The sequence below is a fragment of the Vibrio sp. R78045 genome (assembly GCF_042466085.1).
GTDB classification, from domain to species: Bacteria; Pseudomonadota; Gammaproteobacteria; order Enterobacterales; family Vibrionaceae; genus Vibrio; species Vibrio cyclitrophicus.
On sequence record NZ_JAXHBS010000013.1, the window covers coordinates 1278919 to 1297930 of the forward strand.

16 protein-coding genes are annotated in these 19012 nt (G+C 43.3%); 5 read left to right on the plus strand and 11 right to left on the minus strand.

What is annotated here, in order from left to right; all coding sequences use genetic code 11:
* Positions 1 to 66: 66 nt before the first annotated feature.
* The 5 genes from SJY39_RS16245 to SJY39_RS16265 all read right to left on the minus strand — a co-directional run bounded on the left by SJY39_RS16245 (position 67) and on the right by SJY39_RS16265 (position 4980).
* Positions 67 to 906: an energy-coupling factor transporter transmembrane protein EcfT gene (locus tag SJY39_RS16245; protein WP_016793217.1), complete on the minus strand. Its 840-nt coding sequence runs from the start codon at positions 904 to 906 to the stop codon at positions 67 to 69.
* On the minus strand, positions 903 to 2597 hold the full coding sequence (locus SJY39_RS16250; RefSeq protein ID WP_010431598.1) for an ABC transporter ATP-binding protein: 1695 nt from the start codon (positions 2595 to 2597) through the stop codon (positions 903 to 905). The genes SJY39_RS16245 and SJY39_RS16250 overlap by 4 nt, the downstream gene beginning before the upstream one ends.
* 6 nt (positions 2598 to 2603) lie before the next feature.
* Positions 2604 to 3152, minus strand: coding sequence for an ECF-type riboflavin transporter substrate-binding protein (locus SJY39_RS16255; protein ID WP_010431596.1), 549 nt, complete (start codon positions 3150 to 3152; stop codon positions 2604 to 2606).
* Between the two features lie 302 nt (positions 3153 to 3454).
* Positions 3455 to 4585 carry an HlyD family secretion protein gene (locus SJY39_RS16260; RefSeq protein ID WP_016767392.1) on the minus strand — a complete coding sequence of 377 codons (1131 nt, stop codon included), beginning with the start codon at positions 4583 to 4585 and terminating at the stop codon, positions 3455 to 3457.
* The gene (locus SJY39_RS16265; RefSeq protein WP_010431581.1) at positions 4585 to 4980 is read right to left on the minus strand and encodes a DUF3302 domain-containing protein; all 396 of its coding nucleotides are present in this window, start codon (positions 4978 to 4980) and stop codon (positions 4585 to 4587) included. Before SJY39_RS16265 ends, SJY39_RS16260 begins: the two co-directional genes overlap by 1 nt.
* 313 nt (positions 4981 to 5293) lie before the next feature.
* Here SJY39_RS16265 and SJY39_RS16270 point away from each other — a divergent pair, with 313 nt between their 5' ends.
* Positions 5294 to 6202, plus strand: coding sequence for a DMT family transporter (locus SJY39_RS16270; RefSeq protein WP_010431578.1), 909 nt, complete (start codon positions 5294 to 5296; stop codon positions 6200 to 6202).
* A gap of 11 nt (positions 6203 to 6213) precedes the next feature.
* On the opposite strand, the gene SJY39_RS16275 is transcribed toward SJY39_RS16270, so the two are convergent.
* From SJY39_RS16275 to deoD, 4 genes are all read right to left on the minus strand, one after another.
* Positions 6214 to 7794, minus strand: a complete 1581-nt coding sequence (locus SJY39_RS16275; protein WP_010431576.1) for a GGDEF domain-containing protein — start codon at positions 7792 to 7794, stop codon at positions 6214 to 6216.
* Positions 7794 to 9263: a hypothetical protein gene (locus tag SJY39_RS16280; protein ID WP_016767394.1), complete on the minus strand. Its 1470-nt coding sequence runs from the start codon at positions 9261 to 9263 to the stop codon at positions 7794 to 7796. The genes SJY39_RS16275 and SJY39_RS16280 overlap by 1 nt, the downstream gene beginning before the upstream one ends.
* Before the next feature lie 186 nt (positions 9264 to 9449).
* Positions 9450 to 10919: a lactate dehydrogenase gene (locus tag SJY39_RS16285; protein WP_390242248.1), complete on the minus strand. Its 1470-nt coding sequence runs from the start codon at positions 10917 to 10919 to the stop codon at positions 9450 to 9452.
* Positions 10920 to 11036: 117 nt separating this feature from the next.
* A complete protein-coding gene (gene deoD / locus SJY39_RS16290) occupies positions 11037 to 11747 on the minus strand; it encodes a purine-nucleoside phosphorylase (RefSeq protein ID WP_010431568.1) in 711 nt (236 codons plus the stop codon).
* Between the two features lie 347 nt (positions 11748 to 12094).
* On the opposite strand from deoD, the gene SJY39_RS16295 reads away from it, so the two are divergent.
* Positions 12095 to 13066 (plus strand): L,D-transpeptidase family protein, encoded by a 972-nt coding sequence (locus SJY39_RS16295; RefSeq protein ID WP_016789924.1) that lies wholly within the window; start codon positions 12095 to 12097, stop codon positions 13064 to 13066.
* 182 nt (positions 13067 to 13248) lie between these two features.
* Here the strand turns inward: SJY39_RS16295 and SJY39_RS16300 are convergent, their stop codons facing one another.
* Positions 13249 to 13515 (minus strand): Lpp/OprI family alanine-zipper lipoprotein, encoded by a 267-nt coding sequence (locus SJY39_RS16300; protein WP_016767397.1) that lies wholly within the window; start codon positions 13513 to 13515, stop codon positions 13249 to 13251.
* Between the two features lie 361 nt (positions 13516 to 13876).
* On the opposite strand from SJY39_RS16300, the gene SJY39_RS16305 reads away from it, so the two are divergent.
* Entirely contained in the window at positions 13877 to 15208 is a 1332-nt protein-coding gene (locus SJY39_RS16305; RefSeq protein WP_010431556.1) for a DEAD/DEAH box helicase, read from the plus strand.
* Positions 15209 to 15361: 153 nt separating this feature from the next.
* Here the strand turns inward: SJY39_RS16305 and SJY39_RS16310 are convergent, their stop codons facing one another.
* Positions 15362 to 16612 (minus strand): SGNH/GDSL hydrolase family protein, encoded by a 1251-nt coding sequence (locus tag SJY39_RS16310; protein WP_010431553.1) that lies wholly within the window; start codon positions 16610 to 16612, stop codon positions 15362 to 15364.
* 523 nt (positions 16613 to 17135) lie between these two features.
* On the opposite strand from SJY39_RS16310, the gene SJY39_RS16315 reads away from it, so the two are divergent.
* Complete coding sequence (locus SJY39_RS16315; protein ID WP_010431550.1) at positions 17136 to 18077, plus strand: triacylglycerol lipase; 942 nt, start codon at positions 17136 to 17138, stop codon at positions 18075 to 18077.
* Positions 18078 to 18115: 38 nt separating this feature from the next.
* A complete protein-coding gene (locus SJY39_RS16320; RefSeq protein WP_010431547.1) occupies positions 18116 to 19003 on the plus strand; it encodes a lipase secretion chaperone in 888 nt (295 codons plus the stop codon).
* The last annotated feature ends 9 nt before the right edge of the window (positions 19004 to 19012 follow it).

The following is a 19012-nucleotide window of genomic DNA, read 5'->3' on the forward strand; positions in this document are numbered from 1 at the left end:
GAAAAAAGGCCACTTAACTAAGTGGCCTTTGATTCTTTAACAGTGTTATCTTATGACTTTGCAAGGCTAGAAAGGGTACCAGAACAGCTGCTCTTCAAGTACTCGCTTTGTGATGGCGAGTATTACGACTAATGCGATAACGGCTAAACAAACAAAATCGACACGTTTCAAAGGTGCATAGCTATACCAAGTACGCGCTTTGTGTCGACCAAAACCTCGCAACGTCATTGCATTAGATATCTCGTCTGCGCGGTCCAAGCTAGAGAAAATAAGCGGGCCTAGGACCTTAGCTACATTTTTGATTCGAGTAATTAGGGGCGCTTTCTTCGAAAGCTCTACACCACGAGCCTGTTGGGCGTGCATGATATTGACGAAATCTTTCTTAACTTCTGGCAAGTAACGTAGCGTTAAGCTCACCGCATAAGCTATTTTGTAAGGAACACCGATACGGTTGAGGCTGGCAGCAAATTCAGTTGGATGCGTAGTAAATACGAATATCAACGCAACCGGGAACATGCTCATGTATTTAAGCGTTACCGTGACTAAGTAAAACAGGGTCTCTTGGCTTAACGAGTAGTTGCCAGGTAGCGTTAACAATATGTTCTCGCTACCGATAAGCTCAGTACCTTGCTGTGGCGCAAGGAGGTACATGAATAAAGCATTTAGGCTTAATACACTCGCCGTACCCAATAACAAAGGCTTATACACGCGTACAGGGACATTGGTAAGCTTCAACAGGTATAAACCAGTCACAATAAGCAGCGTAATCAATCTTAGGTCAAACGTAGTTAACACCACGGTTACCCAAGCCAAGAAGAGTGCAAATTTGGTGATGCCGTTGAGTGCGTGAAGCGGTGATTTTGTATCAATGTAATTGATGCCGAATTTTACTTTTGATGCGTTCATTGAGCACTTCTCTCGTAGTCGATGAAGTATTGCATGAACGCATTAGTATCGTCGATTTTCATCATGGTCGCGAGTTCATAAATGCTGGTGGTACAAAGATTTGCGCGTTCTAGAAGTGATGGTTGGCTAAATACTTCTGTCATCGCCGCATTAGCGATGAGTCTGCTGTCTGCAATCACAATTGAACGCGTGGTGTATTCTAAAACGAGGTGCATGTCGTGTGAAATGATCACAACGGTGATACCTAGGTCGCGGTTGAGTTTTTGGATGAACGCTAACATTGACGTGTAGTTTCGGTAATCTTGGCCAGCTGTTGGTTCATCCAAGATGAGAAGTTCAGGTTCCAACACTAAGATAGAAGCGATGGTTACACGTTTTTTCTGGCCGTAGCTTAGTGCTTCGATCGGCCAATGGCGGAACTTACTCAGCCCACACAACTCAAGAACATGCTCTACTTTTTCTGTGATCAGTTCTTCTGCAATGTTGCGGTTACGAAGACCAAAAGCAATCTCATCAAAAATCATATGATGCGAGATCATATGATTTGGGTTCTGCATCACGACACCGACTTTCTGGCTTCTTTCAAAGATAGAAAGTTCAGATAGGTCTTCACCATTTAGATAGGAAGAGCCTGAATCGGCATCGATCACACCCATGATGAGTTTGGTTATGGTAGATTTACCCGAACCGTTTTTGCCTAGAATCGAAACAAACTCACCTTTGCCAATCTTGAAGCTCACATCTTCGAGTGCGTTTTTCTCGCCGTCGTAAGAATAAGTCAGACCATGAACTTCAAGTAAAGGTGGATATTGCTTATCTGCTACTGGGGCAGGGCGCTCAGCAAACCAAGCTTGAACAGCAGGGCGGAACCTTTTGTAGTCTAAAGCTTTGAGGTTTGACAGCTTATCTTCGCAGGTTAGTGGGGCTTTCGCCGCCTTAAGCGCCGACAAGTAAAGCGGTTCACGAATACCGTGTGTATCAAGTAATTCAGAAGCTAAGATTTCATCGGGTGTCGTGTCAGCGACGATTTCACCACGTTCCATTAAGATCACGCGATCGATATCGCGATGCAGGACATCCTCAAGGCGGTGCTCGATAATCACGATGGTCTTGTTGGTTTCTTTATGCAGCTGATCAATGATCTCAATCGTTGCCTTACCTGTTTTCGGGTCAAGGCTTGCTAGAGGTTCATCGAACAGCAATATATCAACGTCATCAACTAAGATGCCCGCTAAGGACACTCGCTGTTTTTGACCACCTGAAAGGTCATGAGGTGAACGTTCAAGCATGTCCGCTAGATCGACCATTTTTGCAGTCGACTTAACTAACGGGTACATGTCAATGTTCGACATCAACTGGTTTTCGAGTGCGAAAGCGATGTCTTCACCGATACTCAAACCTACAAACTGGCTGTCAGTATCTTGTAATACCGTGCCGACTTGCTCGGTATAATCGTGCATCGAAAACTCAGAGATATTCTTGCCGTTTATCTCTAAAGAGCCGGTTACCTCACCTTTGATTGCATGAGGTATCAAGCCATTGAGACACTGACCTAGGGTAGATTTACCACTACCACTTGGCCCAATAATGACGATTTTCTCTCCTTTCTCTATCCTTAGATTGATATTTTTTAGCGTCGGTTTGTCCAGCGACTCATATCTAAAAGAGAAGTTCGAAAATGCTATAGTCATTATCGCTTATGCCTCAGTCAGGTTGCGGCTTTGTTTGTTGCGTTTAGCGACTGATTTTAGGATCAGGAAGCCCACAACAGCGATCAGAACTGTGTTACCCGCTGCGATGATAGACAGTTGAGTGAAGACTTTAGTAAACGGTTCAGCGTATAGGATGGTGTCTAGGAACGCAGAGCAGCCATAGCCTACAACGTTACCTGCAAGGGCAAGTATCACGAACAATACAAAATCTTTCATTGGAAGCTCGCCTTGCTGAAGGCGATTTTTGGTTATTATTGGGAAAAGACCGATAACCATACCTACGATACCTGAGCCTAATACCCAAGTTAGCCATACGCCCCAACCTGCAAATAAGTCGGTAACCCAGTGGCCAATAAAACCAACCAAGAAGCCAACAATAGGGCCAAATAGAACCGAAAACAGTGCAAGGACGGCCATTGCTGGTTTCAATGTCGTGTTCGCAAACACTGGGACACCAAACATAGGTAAACCACCAATGCCGTACAGCGCCGCGCCAATGGCAATAACGACGACTGTTTTAGCTGAAAAGTTCATAGATAACCTCGAATACAGAAAGATAAAGCATGATAAAGAACGAATATTCGCCATTAGTAATATGCGTCTCAATGAGAACATTTTTTGGGCAAATATAAAAAATAAGGCGCGCATTATACAGTAGAACCCTTCCATAAGGGAAGATAAGTGTCTAGATGTCTAAAATTCCACCTTAGTAGGCTAATGTGGCGTAAAAAGCACAACTTTATGGTTAATCAAGCAACAAAAAAGCCAGAACAGATCTGGCTTTTTCATTCATATTAACAATGTGTTAAGTAGTTTTCTCTTTGTTCCACTACAGTTTAGTGGTCAAGGTATAGATAATTTTGCCAACTTTTCATACGAATAAGCACTTTACGCATAATAGATACATGAGTGAAACTGTCAGAATAAACGGCAACTTCAACCGCGGTACCCATAGGTAAATGGTATTCCGATAGATCATCGGTGATGCTTAATTTAACAAACACACGACCACTGGTACGCAATGCATCAGTACCTAGAAGCGCGCCTCTAGCTTGGAATTGGCTCTCACCGATAGCTGGAATCACCTCATCAATGCGCCCTTTGAATACTTCCCCTGGTAGCGCTCTAAACAAAAATTCTGCTTCGTAACCAGGTTGTAGGCGTTGTAAGGAGTTTTGTCTGAATGCTGCAGTATAGAACTGTTCTTCGGTGTGAACAAAAGTCATAACGGGTGCTAGTGGAAGTGGCACAGCCATTACACCAGGGCGCAGAGCAAGTTGAGTTACGTAACCATCGGTCGGTGCTCGTACCACGGTTTGCTCTAGATCGAACTGAGCTTTACGCAATTCGGCCAATAAACTCAAAACCGCGGTATTCTCGCCACCAATTTCAGAGTCCAAGGCGATTTTTGCTTGTTCTAGATTTGCATCTGCCACTTTCACGGCGGCTTCCGATGCTTTGTAAGCTTGTCTGCGAGTGTCTAATTGTTGCTCAGTAAAGGCGCCACTGTCATAACCACGTTTATAACGAGAGAATTCACGTTGGGCTTTATCTCGCTCTGCGATGGCTTTGATTCTTGCGGCTTCGGCTTCGGTTACTTCCGATTCCATACCGAGAGCGCCTTGGCTCGCCTCTTTTACTTTCGCCTCTAATCGTGCGACTTCAGCTTCAAATGGAATAGGGTCGATCTTGAAAAGAATATCCCCTTGCTTAAGAGGTTTATTTGCCTCTACAGGCACTTCTATAACTTTACCTCTTACACCAGAAACAACCGGCGTTGTTGAGTAAACTTGGTTACCAATTTGAGTAAAAGGGTGGTTGTAGTTCATCAATAGGATCAATGTACCTATGATGATAACACCACCAAGAACGGCGGTAGGTACAGTCCATTTGTTTAGCGGGATATTAAACACTTTGAAAATAGTGATACAAAGTGCCGCGTAGGTCATTATCAGCAGTAAATCCATTACTTAACCTCCTGATCTTGATCGTTGTTTTGAACTTTGTCTGTATTCACTTCTACGGAATTTGCCTGTTTGAGTTGAGCAATTTCTTCCTGAAGCGTGCTAACCTGGTCGATCAAAATATCAACACGATGATGAATGTCGTGTTGTTCTTCTTCTAATTTAGCGAAGCCCCAGCCACGATCTTTACGCCATAGCGTTGCCCAGATCCAAAGGAAGGGCCAAATAGCATGTAAGGTGAATAGGCTAACCCAGCCTGAGACGTGAATAGCATCTTGATGAGGGTGATTGCGTTCTTTTGCTATTTCGTAGGGAATATCGTGAATAACGATGATGCCGTAAAAGATTACTAATGCTACGAAAATAAGTAGGCCGAGCGCAAAGTAGTCTAAAAACATAACAGATCCTTGTAATGTTAGATATTAGTTATAAATATACTACGCTATCATCCAAGTAATTGTTATAAAAATGATTTATCGAGTTGAAAATAATGTGTGTTCGCTTCTAATGTGAGCATAATAGTTATTGGTTTTTATAAAATCCAGTTAGAGGCAAGGTGAGTCGGTGGCTAATTTTAGGTTCGATTAACGCCAAAAAGTGGGTGTTAATATGAAATTTTCAGAATGACAAACCGTAATTAGCCGAATCATCGTAACAGAAATCATGCAGGCTAGGTTGAAATGGCATACATATCACTGAGGATAAATACGGATGTATATAGGTGAACTTGCCGCGATAGGTGCGGCTATTGTGTGGGCGTGTGCGACATGGATTTACGGACAGTTCGGTCATCGCTTCTCTGCGATGCAGTTGAATATTGTTAAAGGCGTCGTGGCTTCTGGCATGATGTTACTTGTGATGCCCCTTATTCCAATGCCAGAGTTTGAAATGAGTGCGAATCACTTTTGGATACTGGCCATTTCTGGTGTCATTGGCATCGCGATTGGAGATAGCGCGTATTTTGCGGCATTAAAAAGAATTGGCGCGAATAAAACCTTGTTGCTTGAATCTTTGGCTCCACCTCTTTCTGGTGTATTGGCATTAATGTTTTTAGGTGCTGCATTGACGTTGCAAAGTTGGCTCGGTGTTGTTATCACGACTTTAGCCGTGACATTTGTCGTTTTTCAGCCGTCTCAGTCTGTGAATGGGGAGGCCGATTCTAAAAACAAAGCACAATGGAGTGGTATTGGATTTGGGCTTGTGGCGAGTGTTTGTCAGGCTTCTGGAGTAGTGATTTCCCATTATGCTTTGGTGGCTGGTGATATTCCCCCATTGTTAGGAGCGCTGATTCGCCTCACGATAGGTGTGTTTGTCGTGATGCTGATTATCCCTTTTGTTGAGAGTAAGCCTTACTCGTCTATGAAAAAAGATTTATGGGAGATGACCAAATTCGACAAGCTGTGGCTTTTAGGGGCAATATTTGTCGGAACATTTTTGGCGCTGTGGCTTCAGCAGGTTGCGTTGAAAAATGCCAACCCAGCAATTGCACAAACATTAATAGCGACCAGCCCTGTCTTTATTTTGGTGATCTATGTGCTCAAAGGGGAAAAGATCTCGAAGCAAAGTGTCATCGGGACACTTGCTGCGTTAGGTGGAATCTCTCTTTTTTTCTATCAGTAGTTTGGCTTAAATTATTCGGTACAAGTTTGATTACGACCGTTAGCTTTAGCTCGGTACAAGGCTTTGTCTGCTCGGTAGAAGGTACGTTGAGTATTCTCTCCCTCGCGGTGTATTGTGATACCAATACTTACGGTTAGACCGCGCTCTCCTAAGATCTCATGCCAGCCGAATTGGAAAATACGTTCTCGATAATTCTCAGAGTGCATTTCCGCTTTATCAAGGTTAGTGTTTTCAAGGATAACTAAGAATTCTTCTCCACCAAACCTAACACATGAAGCTCCTCTAAATTTAAAGTAAGAACGCAGCTCTTGAGAAACGCTAACAATCGCTTTATCACCCACTAAGTGACTGAGTTCGTCATTGATTGATTTAAAGTGGTCAATATCGACAACCATCAATGCGAAAGGTGTCTCGTGTAGGAGCAAGTCTTTGAGTTTTACGTCTAGCCAACGACGGTTGTGTAAACCTGTCAGTGGGTCGGTGAAAACATCTTGTTGTAGTTGAGCCACTGCGTTTTTGTGCTGTTCGGTGGTTTCTTTCAACTCACGATTTTCTTGTTCAGAGAGAATTAGCTTCAGTTGTAGTTCAAATCGCGAAAGACGACGTAGTTGGCTCGAGCCCAGTTCGCTGATAGGGATCTGTTTCATGAGATCCGTTTCAATGCGGTAGCCCTTTTTCTCATAGTTCAATGCTTCTTGAAAGCGGCCTTGGTTCATACACACATCACTCAAGGAGTCGTAGAAGCGCTTTGCGAGAACGGGGGATGAGTATTCATTCACACGTTTGTCTGTGCTCGATAAGATCATGCTTGCGTATTCTTGTTTACCAATAGCACTTAAACAATATGCCGTCTCTAAGCGAGTCATCGTAGCAAGCCAATTTGCTTGAGTATTATTGACTGGATACTGAATCTTAGTCAGACAACGCAGTGCGTCGTGATGTTTCTTCTTAGCGCGAAGCACTTTTGCTTGGTAAAGCAGTATTTGAGCTGTGAGTTGTTTGTCGCTGACGAGAATACTGAGTTCATCACACTCGTTAAGCAAATCACTGGCCGCAGTAATACGATTAAGCAACAGCAAACTTGCCACCATATGAAGCTTAAACTTGAGTCGAAGTGAGCGACTACTTATGGCATGGTCAATACTGTTGATTTTCTGGTAGTAGCGAAGGGCTCTACTGTGATCTCCGTAGGCATCACAGAGGTTGCCCATACCCAAAATAGCCATGACGTATTCATCAATGTAACCGTGTTCAACGGCGATTGACGATGAGCTCACGAATTCATTCAATGCTGAGGTATAATCGCCAATTTCAACCAAGCGGTCACTTAAGCTGGTTTTTACCGTAAGAATGTCTTCGATATCAACAGGCAAGTGCAGAAGGTTTAGTGCATGCCTTAATTCTTCGATACTGGTTTGATTTTGTTGTAATTCAGCGCGATATTCAGAACTGATGATATAACAGTGCGCTTGCTCCGTTTTGGTTGTCGAAACGTGTTGGCGAATATGGTTCCAGAAGATGATCGCTTCTTCACCTGAGACCGATGAAGGATCTAAACCGGCATCGGTGATCTTGCTTAATAGAGTTTCCATCAATTTAGCACCTCGGCATCGTCTTCTTCTAGTTGTTCAAGAGTGAACGGGAACGTCAATATGTCATTGAGGCTGACGGTTGGCTTCGAACCTTTTAGTCCTTTTCTATGCCACGGATAAATTTCAAGCATGGTGCTGAGAGTTTGGAAAGTTTTCTCTGCAGCTTCCCCTTTTTCAGAAAGCATAAGAGCGACTCGCTCTGAACTCAGTCTTGAAATGAAGTCATTCTGATTACACAAGGTATGAGCAATCTCGGTGCAGACATCTAAGTAATCGGTATCGATGTGCTGAAACATAATAATGCTGTGGTTTGAACGTTTGAGCTCTGTTTTAAAGAGCACCAGTTGTTCCCACCAAAAGGTTTCGGAAACGACATGAGAGAGGTGCTTTTCAGGGTCGTATTCGTGTTGGCCACGGATACGGTTAATCAATTTTCTTGCTCGCTGTTCAAGTTGGCGCTTTGAATTGCGTGCTTTATCTAGGCCAACGCGGTTGGTTTGCTCTCGAAGCATACCGATAGAATATTGGCGGTATTTTTTAAAGGCGATTAAAGCTGCGTTAAAATCTTGGTTTTCTTCAGCGACTAACGATTGTTGATAACAAATTTGACTGAGTAGTTCACCGTTATCGAATTCGTTTGCAGATTGTTCAGCGAGTTTAAGCAATTCAGCGGCATGTTCGGGCCTTTTTCTCAGAAGCTCTAATCGAGCTCGACTGATATAGGAATGCGCTTTCATCCATACGAGGTTATGCTCAACAGCTAGGCTGTGCGCTTTGGCTGTTGCCTTTTCTGCATCATCTAAACGCTCTAAACCAAGAAGCGCAAGACCTCTGAAATCCCACACCTCGGCATGCCAGGTATTATCTTTATGATCTTTTAAGGCTTCTTCCGCACCATCGAGTACCGACAGCATTTCAACATAGTTATTGAGTAAGTAGTAATCCCACGCGAGCAATATTCTTGCTTTGCCTTCTAACCAACCGATACGACTGTTGTTTGCAACTTTTACGGCAAGTTGGTGTGTAGAGCGCGCTAGCTTGTATTCGTGGGTCATTCGCCAAATGTTGCCAAGACCAATGAGGCATTCGATTTGTATCTCTACCTCATCAACTAGCGCAGATTGTTCTAAGGCGTTGATCCAGAATTGTTGGGCAGAGTAATACTTGGCTTGCCCCCAGAATTGGAGTGCGTGCAGGTGGAGAATTTCAGGGAGAAAAAGATCGGTGTCTAATCGGCTTTGTCGCTTGTAGGCTTCCTTGATGTATTTTAAACCTTTTTGGTAGTCCATTAGGTTCCAGCAACATCTGGCCATCAACATTAATGACTGGATCGCCCCCTCTTCAAACAAAACTTGTTCTGACCTGACGAGACATTGTTGAGTAATCTCAAGGATCACTAACGGTTCAGAATCGACGCGAGTTTTGAGTTGTTCTAATTCTGTTTCAAGAAGGTACTGATTTTTGTCCAAGGCTTAGATCCATAATTATCGAGCATATTGATAACACAATCATTATAAGAGTGTGATTTAGGATAAGCACCAATTATCTTTCCTAGAGCGTCAAAGAAACATCTATCTTTTCCAATTATGGGTGTTACCTCATGTTGTTGCTTTAAAATCAATGAGTTCCCGAATAAATATCTATATGCTTCGCTGCTATGAAAGTAGTTGCTTTAGGGTTAATGGCTGCTCCGCGACACCTAAGCGCTGTGCGGCTGTAAGGCCCTGCTTATCTTGGTAGCACAGATTGTGCCAAGCTCTGAATATATCGAGCAATGGAAGGATGCCCCCAGGACGAAGCTTACGTCTAGGTTCATTGATAAAGCTATCAAATAGCAGTTGAAACCGCTGCTGATAAAACTTAGTTTGCTGAATTGAAGCAGTGTTAAACCACTGTTTTGGCTCTGGATTATTACCTGTTAGATAGCATATGCCTTTCTGGTTGTCACCTTGATTTGCGATAGCCCAGCGATCACGCCACCAACTCATATGGACGATATCGATTTTTTCAAAACTTTGATCGTCTTGCCAGCCTGAATCTTCTTCAACATACATCAGGTCAATATTTTGACTCTGAATGCGCGGCAAACAAACGCTGAGAGCGGCAGATCTTAGTAATGGATCTTGTGGCATATAAATAGCGACGTGTTTGTTTTCGTCACACATATCAAGCACATGCAAGAAATGAGCATAAGAGGTATAGGGTGGTCGAACTAGCGCGCCTTTAGAAGGGTAGCTGAATGCGGTGAGGTTCCCCATTGGGTCTTCAACGTTACCTCTGGCAAGAATCACTTGGTACTTTTGTTCAATACGCTCTTTTAGCTTATCTGATGGCTGGGGAAGCTCTAGATTCGCTTCTGACGAATGCTCCTTTGATACAAAGCGTGCAACGTCGTCGTAAGGGTTATGATCGACATTCCCAGACGGTTCTTCGTTCTGAGAGTAATTGACTTGCTGACAAAGGATATAACCAGAATGTGCCTCGCCCGTTGCTATCCAAAGGACACCATTATTACTTTGCGGCTGTAGTCGCTGATAATGCGAAGCAAATTGGTAATTTTTTGCATGATTAACCCATCGTGCATCGATCATTGCCAACTTACGACGACAACGACTCGCGATATGGTCAACATGATCATAGAAAGTCTTTGGGTTGATCTCTAATTTTCTGCAGATCTCACGTACGGAATAACCCATGAACAATAAGCCCATGAGGTTCTCTTGAAACTGAAGTTTTTTATTGGATCCAGACCACTTATCAACGAAGGTTGATTGGCAGTCTTTGCATCGATAGCGTTGCCTGTCACCACTATAGCCAAAGGCATGGTAAAGATGTTTATGGGTATGAACCGATAGGCCAAAGTTCTCGCAATCATCATTACGACAAGCAGGAAGGCCATCGCTGTGAAGTTGTCTTAGGCGATGAAGTTCGCTTAACACTTCACGATTGTTAAGTAAGGGGGGGAAAGCTCCACACTCACGACAAACCATCGCTGGACGCTTAGGATTCGCATGTTGCAAAACATATCGTTTTGCATCGCTCAAGCCAAAGTTGTCACACGCCAATGTTTTACAAAAGTTGAGTTGTAATCCATCCGCATCTTTTGGCAGCTTGTCGTTGGACACGATCGCCCCCTCGGGGTTATTTAGGCAGCCAAGCGAACTTGGCTGCGAGGTATTGCGTTTCAATCTATGTATTGTCAAAAACTAGCTAGTGTAAAAGAGATAGCTATTTTCTTTTAATTAGATGTTGATTGCTGTTTCAAGAGCAACGGTCATCATGTCGTTGAATGATTTTTGACGATCTTCTGAACTTAGTTTCTCACCACGGATGATGTGATCAGATACTGTAAGAATTGTTAGGGCTTTAGCTCCTAAGTCTGCAGCAACACCGTAGATACCAGCCGCTTCCATATCAACACCAAGGATGCCTAGTTTTTCCATTTTTTCGAAAAGGTCAGCTTCTGGAGTGTAGAAAAGGTCAGCAGAGAATACGTTACCAACTTTAACTGGAACTTCTTGTGAACGCGCTTGTTTTACTGCTTCTTCTAGCAGACCGAAATCAGCGATAGCAGCGAAGTCGTGGTTGTTGAAACGAATACGGTTTACTTTTGAGTCAGTTGAAGCACCCATACCGATAACAACGTCCATTAGTTTAACGTCGTCACGTACCGCACCACAGCTACCTACACGAATAACGTTTTTCACACCGTACTCAGCGATAAGCTCATGTACGTAGATGCAGCATGATGGGATACCCATACCGTGGCCCATTACAGAAACTTTCTTGCCTTTGTAAGTGCCTGTGTAACCAAACATGTTGCGAACGTCACAAACTTGCTTCACGTCATCAAGGAATGTTTCCGCAATGTATTTTGCGCGAAGCGGGTCGCCCGGCATAAGTACTGTTTCTGCGAAATCACCAGCTTGGGCATTAATATGAGGTGTAGCCATGGTCGTTCTCCAAAGTTTATGCGGTAATGATAGGAACAGGATTTAATCAATTACCGATTCTGTTGAATTGAATTCGTTTTGTTGAGGCAATATTAGCGAGTTGGAACGAGGCTCCATGAGACTTTAGTCACAAAACAGGTCTACCATTATAGTTTTATTAATATTGATAACCAAATCTGTTGAAAGCTTAAAGGCAATCGATTTTGTTTGGTAAGATCGTTGTATATAAAGAGAAGAACGCGCTGATTGGCTCAAAACAGATTGGCTTTTTAGTTGTAACTAACCGTTGTAGAGACATTTGATCAGCGATAATCTAAACTTTGATAAAAGACAAACCAAGGAATTGTATGTCGTATTGCGCTAACACTACGCCTTTGCACTCTATGAGAACACAGATACGTAAGGTAGCTTTGCCTCTAGTGAGGGTCACCTTGCTTGTGGCGGCGATGGCTTCGTCGTGTGTGTCTGCGGCGACCTTTGAACTGCCTCCGGCGGAAAGCCGCATCGTCGGTAGGATACAACAACACGAAGTGGCTGCTGGCGAAACGTTAGCCAACATTGCGAAACAATACGATATTGGCTTTCTCTCTTTAATGGCAGCAAACAAAGGGGTGGATCCTTTTCTTCCTGCAGAAGGCTACGTGTTAAGTATTCCTAGCCGTTTCATTTTGCCCGACACCCCAAGAGAAGGGATTGTCATCAATCTTGCTGAGTTAAGGTTGTACTTTTTTGAGCCGGATAAGAACCAGGTTCATGTTTTTCCTGTAGGCATTGGTCGAGTAGGGCGTGATACACCCGAGATGATCACCAAGATAAGTCAGAAAAGACCTAATCCAACTTGGACTCCTCCCAATTCAATTCGTAAAGAGTATTTAGAGAAAGGTATTGAGTTACCACGAGTGGTCCCTGCGGGTCCTGAGAATCCTCTAGGTGAGTATGCATTGCGACTTGCTTATGGTGCGGGTGATTATCTTATACACGGCACTAATAAAGATTTTGGTATAGGCTTGCGAGTCAGCTCCGGATGTATTCGCATGGAACCGAAAGATATCGAATGGCTTTTTGAACAGGTTAACCGCGGTGAGCAAGTCACAATCATCGATGAGCCGATCAAAGTCTCTTTAGAACCCGATAGAAGCGTGTTTGTTGAAGCGCATGAACCATTGACGCGAAGTGATGGTTCTAAGAAGGCGTTGCAGATTCCGGTTGAACTAAAATGGTGGCTTGAAGATGCTGATTTGCCAAATTCAAAGGCTAAAGCGGTTATTTTTGCTCAAAATGGTGTGCCGGTTGAGATAGCACCACCGCACCATTTGTGACTAAGTTTTAGTTCGAAAGGTTCTTTGAAAAGCATCACTGCTGTTCACTTTCTCTCACTCTTTTTACCCTTTCTTTTTTCTTTATTCCAAATAAAAAACACCACCTCTATTCGGAGGTGGTGCTATCAATTTACTGCATTTTGCGACTGATATAATCTACAGCTTAATTGCGTATGTCTTTATTACTTAGTGTAAGACTCTGCAATGTTGTCGATACGGTCGTTAGCACGATCCGCTTCTTCTTTTGCTGCCATAGCGGCTGCAGATGCTTCTTGAGCCTTCATTTCAGCGGCAGCTTTGTCACTCTTAAGCGCTTCAACTTCGCTGCTTAGTTCAGCAACTTGGTTAGTCAATTGATCCATTTCTGACATTGCAGCTTCTTCTGGCTCAGAAGAACAACCAGCTAAAATGAAAACTGAGGCTGCAGCTGCGATTAACGTCTTATTCATAAGAACTCCTTGCTTATTTATCATCAAAAGATGCGCTATACATTCTTTATCATATAGTCGCTTCATTAATGATTGTAGCGACTAATTTTTTAACTGCAAAAACAATAACTAAAGAAATTGCTAAATTTTTGAGGTAATTAGCTAAGCATCACGTTCTGTCTCATTTATGAGATGGAGAGATTAGAATCGATTTTTGTCTTATTTGGAAGGACTATCCCTTTAGTGTCAATGCATACAATATACTAGGCAACTTGAGATATAAGGATAAATTTACTGTGATCTCTATCCTTATAAAGTACTTTCGCGGTATCATGTCACGTTAAATTAATTTTATTCAATACCATCAAGACTGGAGAGTCCTTTGCACTTTAAAGATTTAGGCTTAGACAACCGCTTACTGAAGAACTTAAAACATTACGACTTCAAGAAAGCGACAGAGATCCAATCAAAAGCGATCCCTGTTGCTATTGCCGGTAAGGATCTATTGGCTTCATCAAAAACGGGATCAGGAAAAACGTTGGCGTTTGTGTTGCCAATGATACACAAAGCATTAAAAACCAAAGCGTTTTCTGCTAAAGATCCTCGTGGTGTAATTTTGGCTCCTACTCGTGAGCTAGCTAAGCAAGTTTATGGCGAACTCCGTAGTATGCTTGGTGGTTTGTCTTACGAAGCCGCACTTATCTTAGGTGGTGAAAACTTTAACGACCAAGTTAAAGCTCTGCGTAAGTACCCTCGCTTTATTGTAGCGACTCCAGGCCGTCTTGCGGATCACCTTGAGCACCGCTCCCTATTTTTAGATGGTGTTGAGACGCTAATCCTTGATGAAGCTGACCGTATGCTTGATTTAGGCTTTGCTCCTGAACTACGTCGTATTGCGAATGCCGCTAAACACCGTCGACGTCAGACTCTAATGTTCTCTGCAACGCTCGATCACGCGGAAGTGAATGGTATTGCAAATGAGATGTTAGACGCGCCGAAGCGTATCTCGGTGGGTGTTTCTAACGAGCAACACTTAGATATCACACAAAAGTTCTACTTGTGTGATCATCTAGACCACAAAGAGGCGATTCTTGACCGTGTATTAGAAGAAGCTGAATACCGTCAGGTTATGATCTTCACGGCAACTCGCGCAGATACCGACCGTCTAACGGAAAAGCTGAACGAGAAGAAGCTTAAAGCGGTTGCACTAAGTGGTAACCTAAACCAAACGCAACGTAACGCGATCATGAGCCAATTTGAGCGCGCGGTATACAAGATCTTGGTAACAACAGACGTTGCTTCTCGTGGTATTGATATTCCAAACGTAAGCCACGTTATCAACTTTGATATGCCTAAGCACACGGAAGAGTACGTTCACCGTGTTGGTCGTACTGGCCGTGCTGGTAATAAAGGTGATGCGATTTCATTGGTTGGTCCAAAAGACTGGGACAGCTTCAAGCGCGTTGAACTTTACCTTCAGCAAGATCTTACTTTCTCTATTTTAGAAGGTTTGAAAGGTAAGTTTAAGGGCATTAAGCCGCGTAAACCCGCTGTTGCTAAAGGCGGTCCAGCGAAGAAGAAAACCAATACTCAAGCTAAGAAAACGCCTAAGAAACCGGTTAAGCGCGATAAGAGCTTCCACAAGAATGTGGCAGTGGGTGATACCGTGTTTATCCCTAAGAAGAAAGTTGCTCCAAAAGCGGACGACGAGTAATCAACTTGCGTGACCTAAAAGCTTAGCTTTGAAAGGTTGATGCAAATAAAAAACCGCCGATGATGGCGGTTTTTTTGTATCTGTACCTTGTGTAAGCCTTAACTTTCGGTACTTACAGGCGGCAACTCATGAGGCTCGATGAGCTCTTCCTCGCTAGAAATTGAACGTTGAGAACGAGTACGCCAAGATATGGTCTGCGATGTATTTATGAGTTGCTGTCGTTGGGTGTGTCACGCCCCAAAATACATAACTATCCGAGCCATATGTCGCGCAGTCGCTGGTTAAACTGTGGCTTCGTAAATAGTCGGTCGATGAGCTTCTGTTGATATTTAGGCAGGCATCACTCGCATTCCTAAAGCCATGCTGCTCAGGATTATTAGTGATACTGGCAAAGAGTGCGTTTGCATCGAACAACACCACGTTTTTCCCCATGCCTTGATAATATTCGGCTTGAGCTTTGATGAATTGGTTGAACTCTAAAATCTTGCCACGAACTTTAATGATCTCTTGCTCGGTCGAATATTTAAATTGCGGAGCCTTGGTCGCATCGGGCAATGTGAAGAGTAAGATATTGTTCGCTCCAGATTCTGTTAAGCGGATCAAAGCGCTACTGAAGTCGGCTTTTACATCGGCGACCTCTCTGCCGTAATTCATGAAATCATTGAGGCCAAATTCTAACGTAAATAACGAATTTTCCGGGCGGTAGTTTTTCGCAACTTTCATGTAGGTCAAGTAAGACGTAACTTGGTCATAAACACCAGTCAGTGCGACGTATTGATTGGTACCTGCTGCGCCACCCACGGCCCAGTTATAAAGAGGAACGTCTTTGGCTTTAGCTAAATATTCGGTCCAAACCAAACCGTTTGAAAAGTGCCCTAGAAACCATGAGTTTGCATTTGGGAAAACCCATTGAGAGCCATTAAATAGGTTGCCAGTATCAGAAAGGCTATCACCAAAGGTAACAATACGATTAATACTATTGGCTTGCACAGCGTTATCGTTGGTCCAGATTGAGTGATTGTAAGAGAAGCGATTGTCTGCGGCAAAATAGGTGATGTCTCCGACATCATGTTGGAGGCCGAGAGTCTGTTCACAACGCTGTTTGATTTCAGATTGTGGGGCGTCACTGTAAAACATATTCTTGAATGAGACTGAAGACCACCAGTATCCATTTATCGTGTAATAATCTCCATTTTCCTTCTTTGCCCATTGCCAATCTGTGGCTGGAGAATCATGTGATGCGTCGGTTCGATACCAACATCGAACATAGGAATAGGTTTGTTCTCCTTGTGTTTTTAGAACCTGTGCAGACGTAATCGATTCAGGAGTGGGTATAGAATTTTCTTCAGATGCATAAGCACCAAAAGGGATGGTTAACGCGAGCATCAAAGCCGTATTTTTCATCACTGCAATCTCTTATTGTATTTAGGTAAGCCAAATAAAGACGTTGTTTTGTGTTGCTTGTTATTCTTAATAACTGAATAGCGAATAACTGGTACGACCTATATCTAATGTCAATAATTCTCGTCAACATATTCAACCTCTGGTTGTCCCATAACTGGCATAAGCATCAAATTTTCAACGGCTTTTCTATTGTTCGAACAATCAAATATAAGACGAAGTTTGCCATTGGATTTTGGTTAGTATTTGTTCCCTAGTAGGCTTTCATTGGTGAGTACTCACGAGTAACCTGGACGTGAGCCACTATTGTGGAATCGAATTCGATTTTTCTAAGTCATGTAATAATGTATTTAAATCAGTTATTTACTGTTGGGCATGTTGTTAGGAGACATAGGTTGAATGTTAATCACCGCTGTTTAATTCAAGTTCATCATCACAAATATCAATCCCCAATTTTCTTTTTTATAAAATTCTAACCTAGGGTTCCTTTACTCATCAGAGGTCTAATTTGTTTAAGGAAAGAGCATTGAAAAAGATATTAATTTGGACGATCGCCTGTCTATCCAGTTTTGGAGCCTACGCAGGCACAAGCGCATCGGCATTAGAAGCCAGTGGATACACAGAAACGAAATATCCCATTATGTTGGTACATGGTCTGTTTGGCTTCGATACATTAGCGGGTGTGGATTACTTCTATGGCGTACCTGAATCTCTAACCAAAGATGGTGCGAGCGTCTATGTAGCGCAAGTATCAGCGACCAACAGCTCTGAAGTCCGTGGCGAGCAGTTGTTGGCTCAAGTTGAGACACTGTTAGCCGCGACAGGGGCAAGTAAGGTGAACCTTGTCGGTCACAGCCACGGGGGACCGACAGCGCGTTATGTCGCATCAGTTCGTCCTGATCTGGTTGCCTCTGTGACAAGTATTGGTGGCGTCCATAAAGGATCTAAAGTTGCCGATCTCGTGCGTGGAAGCGTGTCAGAAGGTTCTCCCGCAGAAGGTATCGCGGTTAAGTTGGCTGGTGGATTAACTACGCTCATTAACCTGTTATCTGGTGGAACGGATCTTGACCAAGACGGTCTCGCATCTCTTGAAGCTTTAACGACGGAAGGCTCACTTGCATTCAATCAGTTTTACCCTGAAGGCGTTCCGACGTCTGAGTGCGGTGATGGTGAATGGCAAGCCAATAACGGTGTTTATTACTATTCATGGACAGGGTCATCCACTTTTACCAACCTTCTTGATCCTACCGACGGAGCGATGACAATCCTTGGCTTAGCCTTCAATGAACCGAATGACGGACTAGTGGGGGCATGCAGCGCGCACTTAGGCAAAGTGATTGGCGACGATTATAAAATGAATCACCTAGACGAAATTAATGGTTTGCTGGGGATTCACCATCTCTTTGAGACCGACCCTGTGACGCTCTATCGTCAACACGCCAATCGATTGAAGCTGGCTGGCCTTTAGGTTGCCTACCCATTTATTAAGACCTTAAGGAACACATAATGAAAAAGACCGCCATTTTGTCGATAACCACGATAGCCCTGATGAGCACAGCGGCGGTCTTTTTATATCTAAAAAAGGAAGACCCAGATTTACATAATGACGAAAAACGAAGCGCTTCTTCATTAAAGGTCGCCTCTCAACAAGATACCGACATCGATAACGCATCAGCCAAAGACATGATGGAATATTTCGTGTCAGGCAATACAGAATTAACCCTTGAAGATATTCGTGACAATGTCGCAAGGCACCACGAACAATCACCAACAGTCATTGTCGATGAGGCACTGTTTACCAAATATCTTGAATACAAATCAGCGTTGACATCTATAGATGTTCAATTCGATACGATCTCAGCAGAAGATTTGCGTTTGCTCAATCAAACGTTACTCGATCTCCAGGCTCAATTTTTTAGTCAGAGTGAGATAAGTATTCTGTTTACCCATGACAATAAAATGAGGGAAATAGCCTTAGAGAAATTGCTTCTGAGACAGGAAGGTTTAGCCGAGCAAGATTACCAACAAAGGTTCGAATCGTATTTGTCTGAACAGCCCAATTACGTTCAGTCGAGTTATCAGAACCAGGTGTTACTCCAACAGCTTTCTAGCTCTGAAGGTCTAGATGAACAAGCGAAATATTTGAAGAGAAACGAATTGGTCGGTGAAGAAGCAACCCAAAGGCTTGAATCTCTGGATCAACAAAGAGCCGAATTTGAAGAAAATTTGAAGGTTTACTTTGCCGAGCGAAATGACATTTTGAACGACTCCGCCCTCTCAGAAAGCGAACTACAAGAAACAATTGCTCAACTTAGGGCGGCGCGCTTCGCGCCAGAACAGGTTCGAAGGGTTCAAGCAATTGAACGAATCAGAGCTGCGAGTCTGGGACTGTGAATTTAGTTC

Coding starts and splice junctions, on each gene's coding strand:
- SJY39_RS16260 (WP_016767392.1), bottom strand. CDS start 4,585: ATGGATTTACTGCTGATAATGACCTACGCGGCACTTTGTATCACTATT.
- SJY39_RS16320 (WP_010431547.1), top strand. CDS start 18,116: ATGAAAAAGACCGCCATTTTGTCGATAACCACGATAGCCCTGATGAGC.
- SJY39_RS16270 (WP_010431578.1), top strand. CDS start 5,294: ATGTATATAGGTGAACTTGCCGCGATAGGTGCGGCTATTGTGTGGGCG.
- SJY39_RS16245 (WP_016793217.1), bottom strand. CDS start 906: ATGAACGCATCAAAAGTAAAATTCGGCATCAATTACATTGATACAAAA.
- SJY39_RS16250 (WP_010431598.1), bottom strand. CDS start 2,597: ATGACTATAGCATTTTCGAACTTCTCTTTTAGATATGAGTCGCTGGAC.
- SJY39_RS16255 (WP_010431596.1), bottom strand. CDS start 3,152: ATGAACTTTTCAGCTAAAACAGTCGTCGTTATTGCCATTGGCGCGGCG.
- SJY39_RS16295 (WP_016789924.1), top strand. CDS start 12,095: ATGTCGTATTGCGCTAACACTACGCCTTTGCACTCTATGAGAACACAG.
- SJY39_RS16300 (WP_016767397.1), bottom strand. CDS start 13,515: ATGAATAAGACGTTAATCGCAGCTGCAGCCTCAGTTTTCATTTTAGCT.
- SJY39_RS16275 (WP_010431576.1), bottom strand. CDS start 7,794: ATGGAAACTCTATTAAGCAAGATCACCGATGCCGGTTTAGATCCTTCA.
- deoD (WP_010431568.1), bottom strand. CDS start 11,747: ATGGCTACACCTCATATTAATGCCCAAGCTGGTGATTTCGCAGAAACA.
- SJY39_RS16310 (WP_010431553.1), bottom strand. CDS start 16,612: ATGAAAAATACGGCTTTGATGCTCGCGTTAACCATCCCTTTTGGTGCT.
- SJY39_RS16265 (WP_010431581.1), bottom strand. CDS start 4,980: ATGTTTTTAGACTACTTTGCGCTCGGCCTACTTATTTTCGTAGCATTA.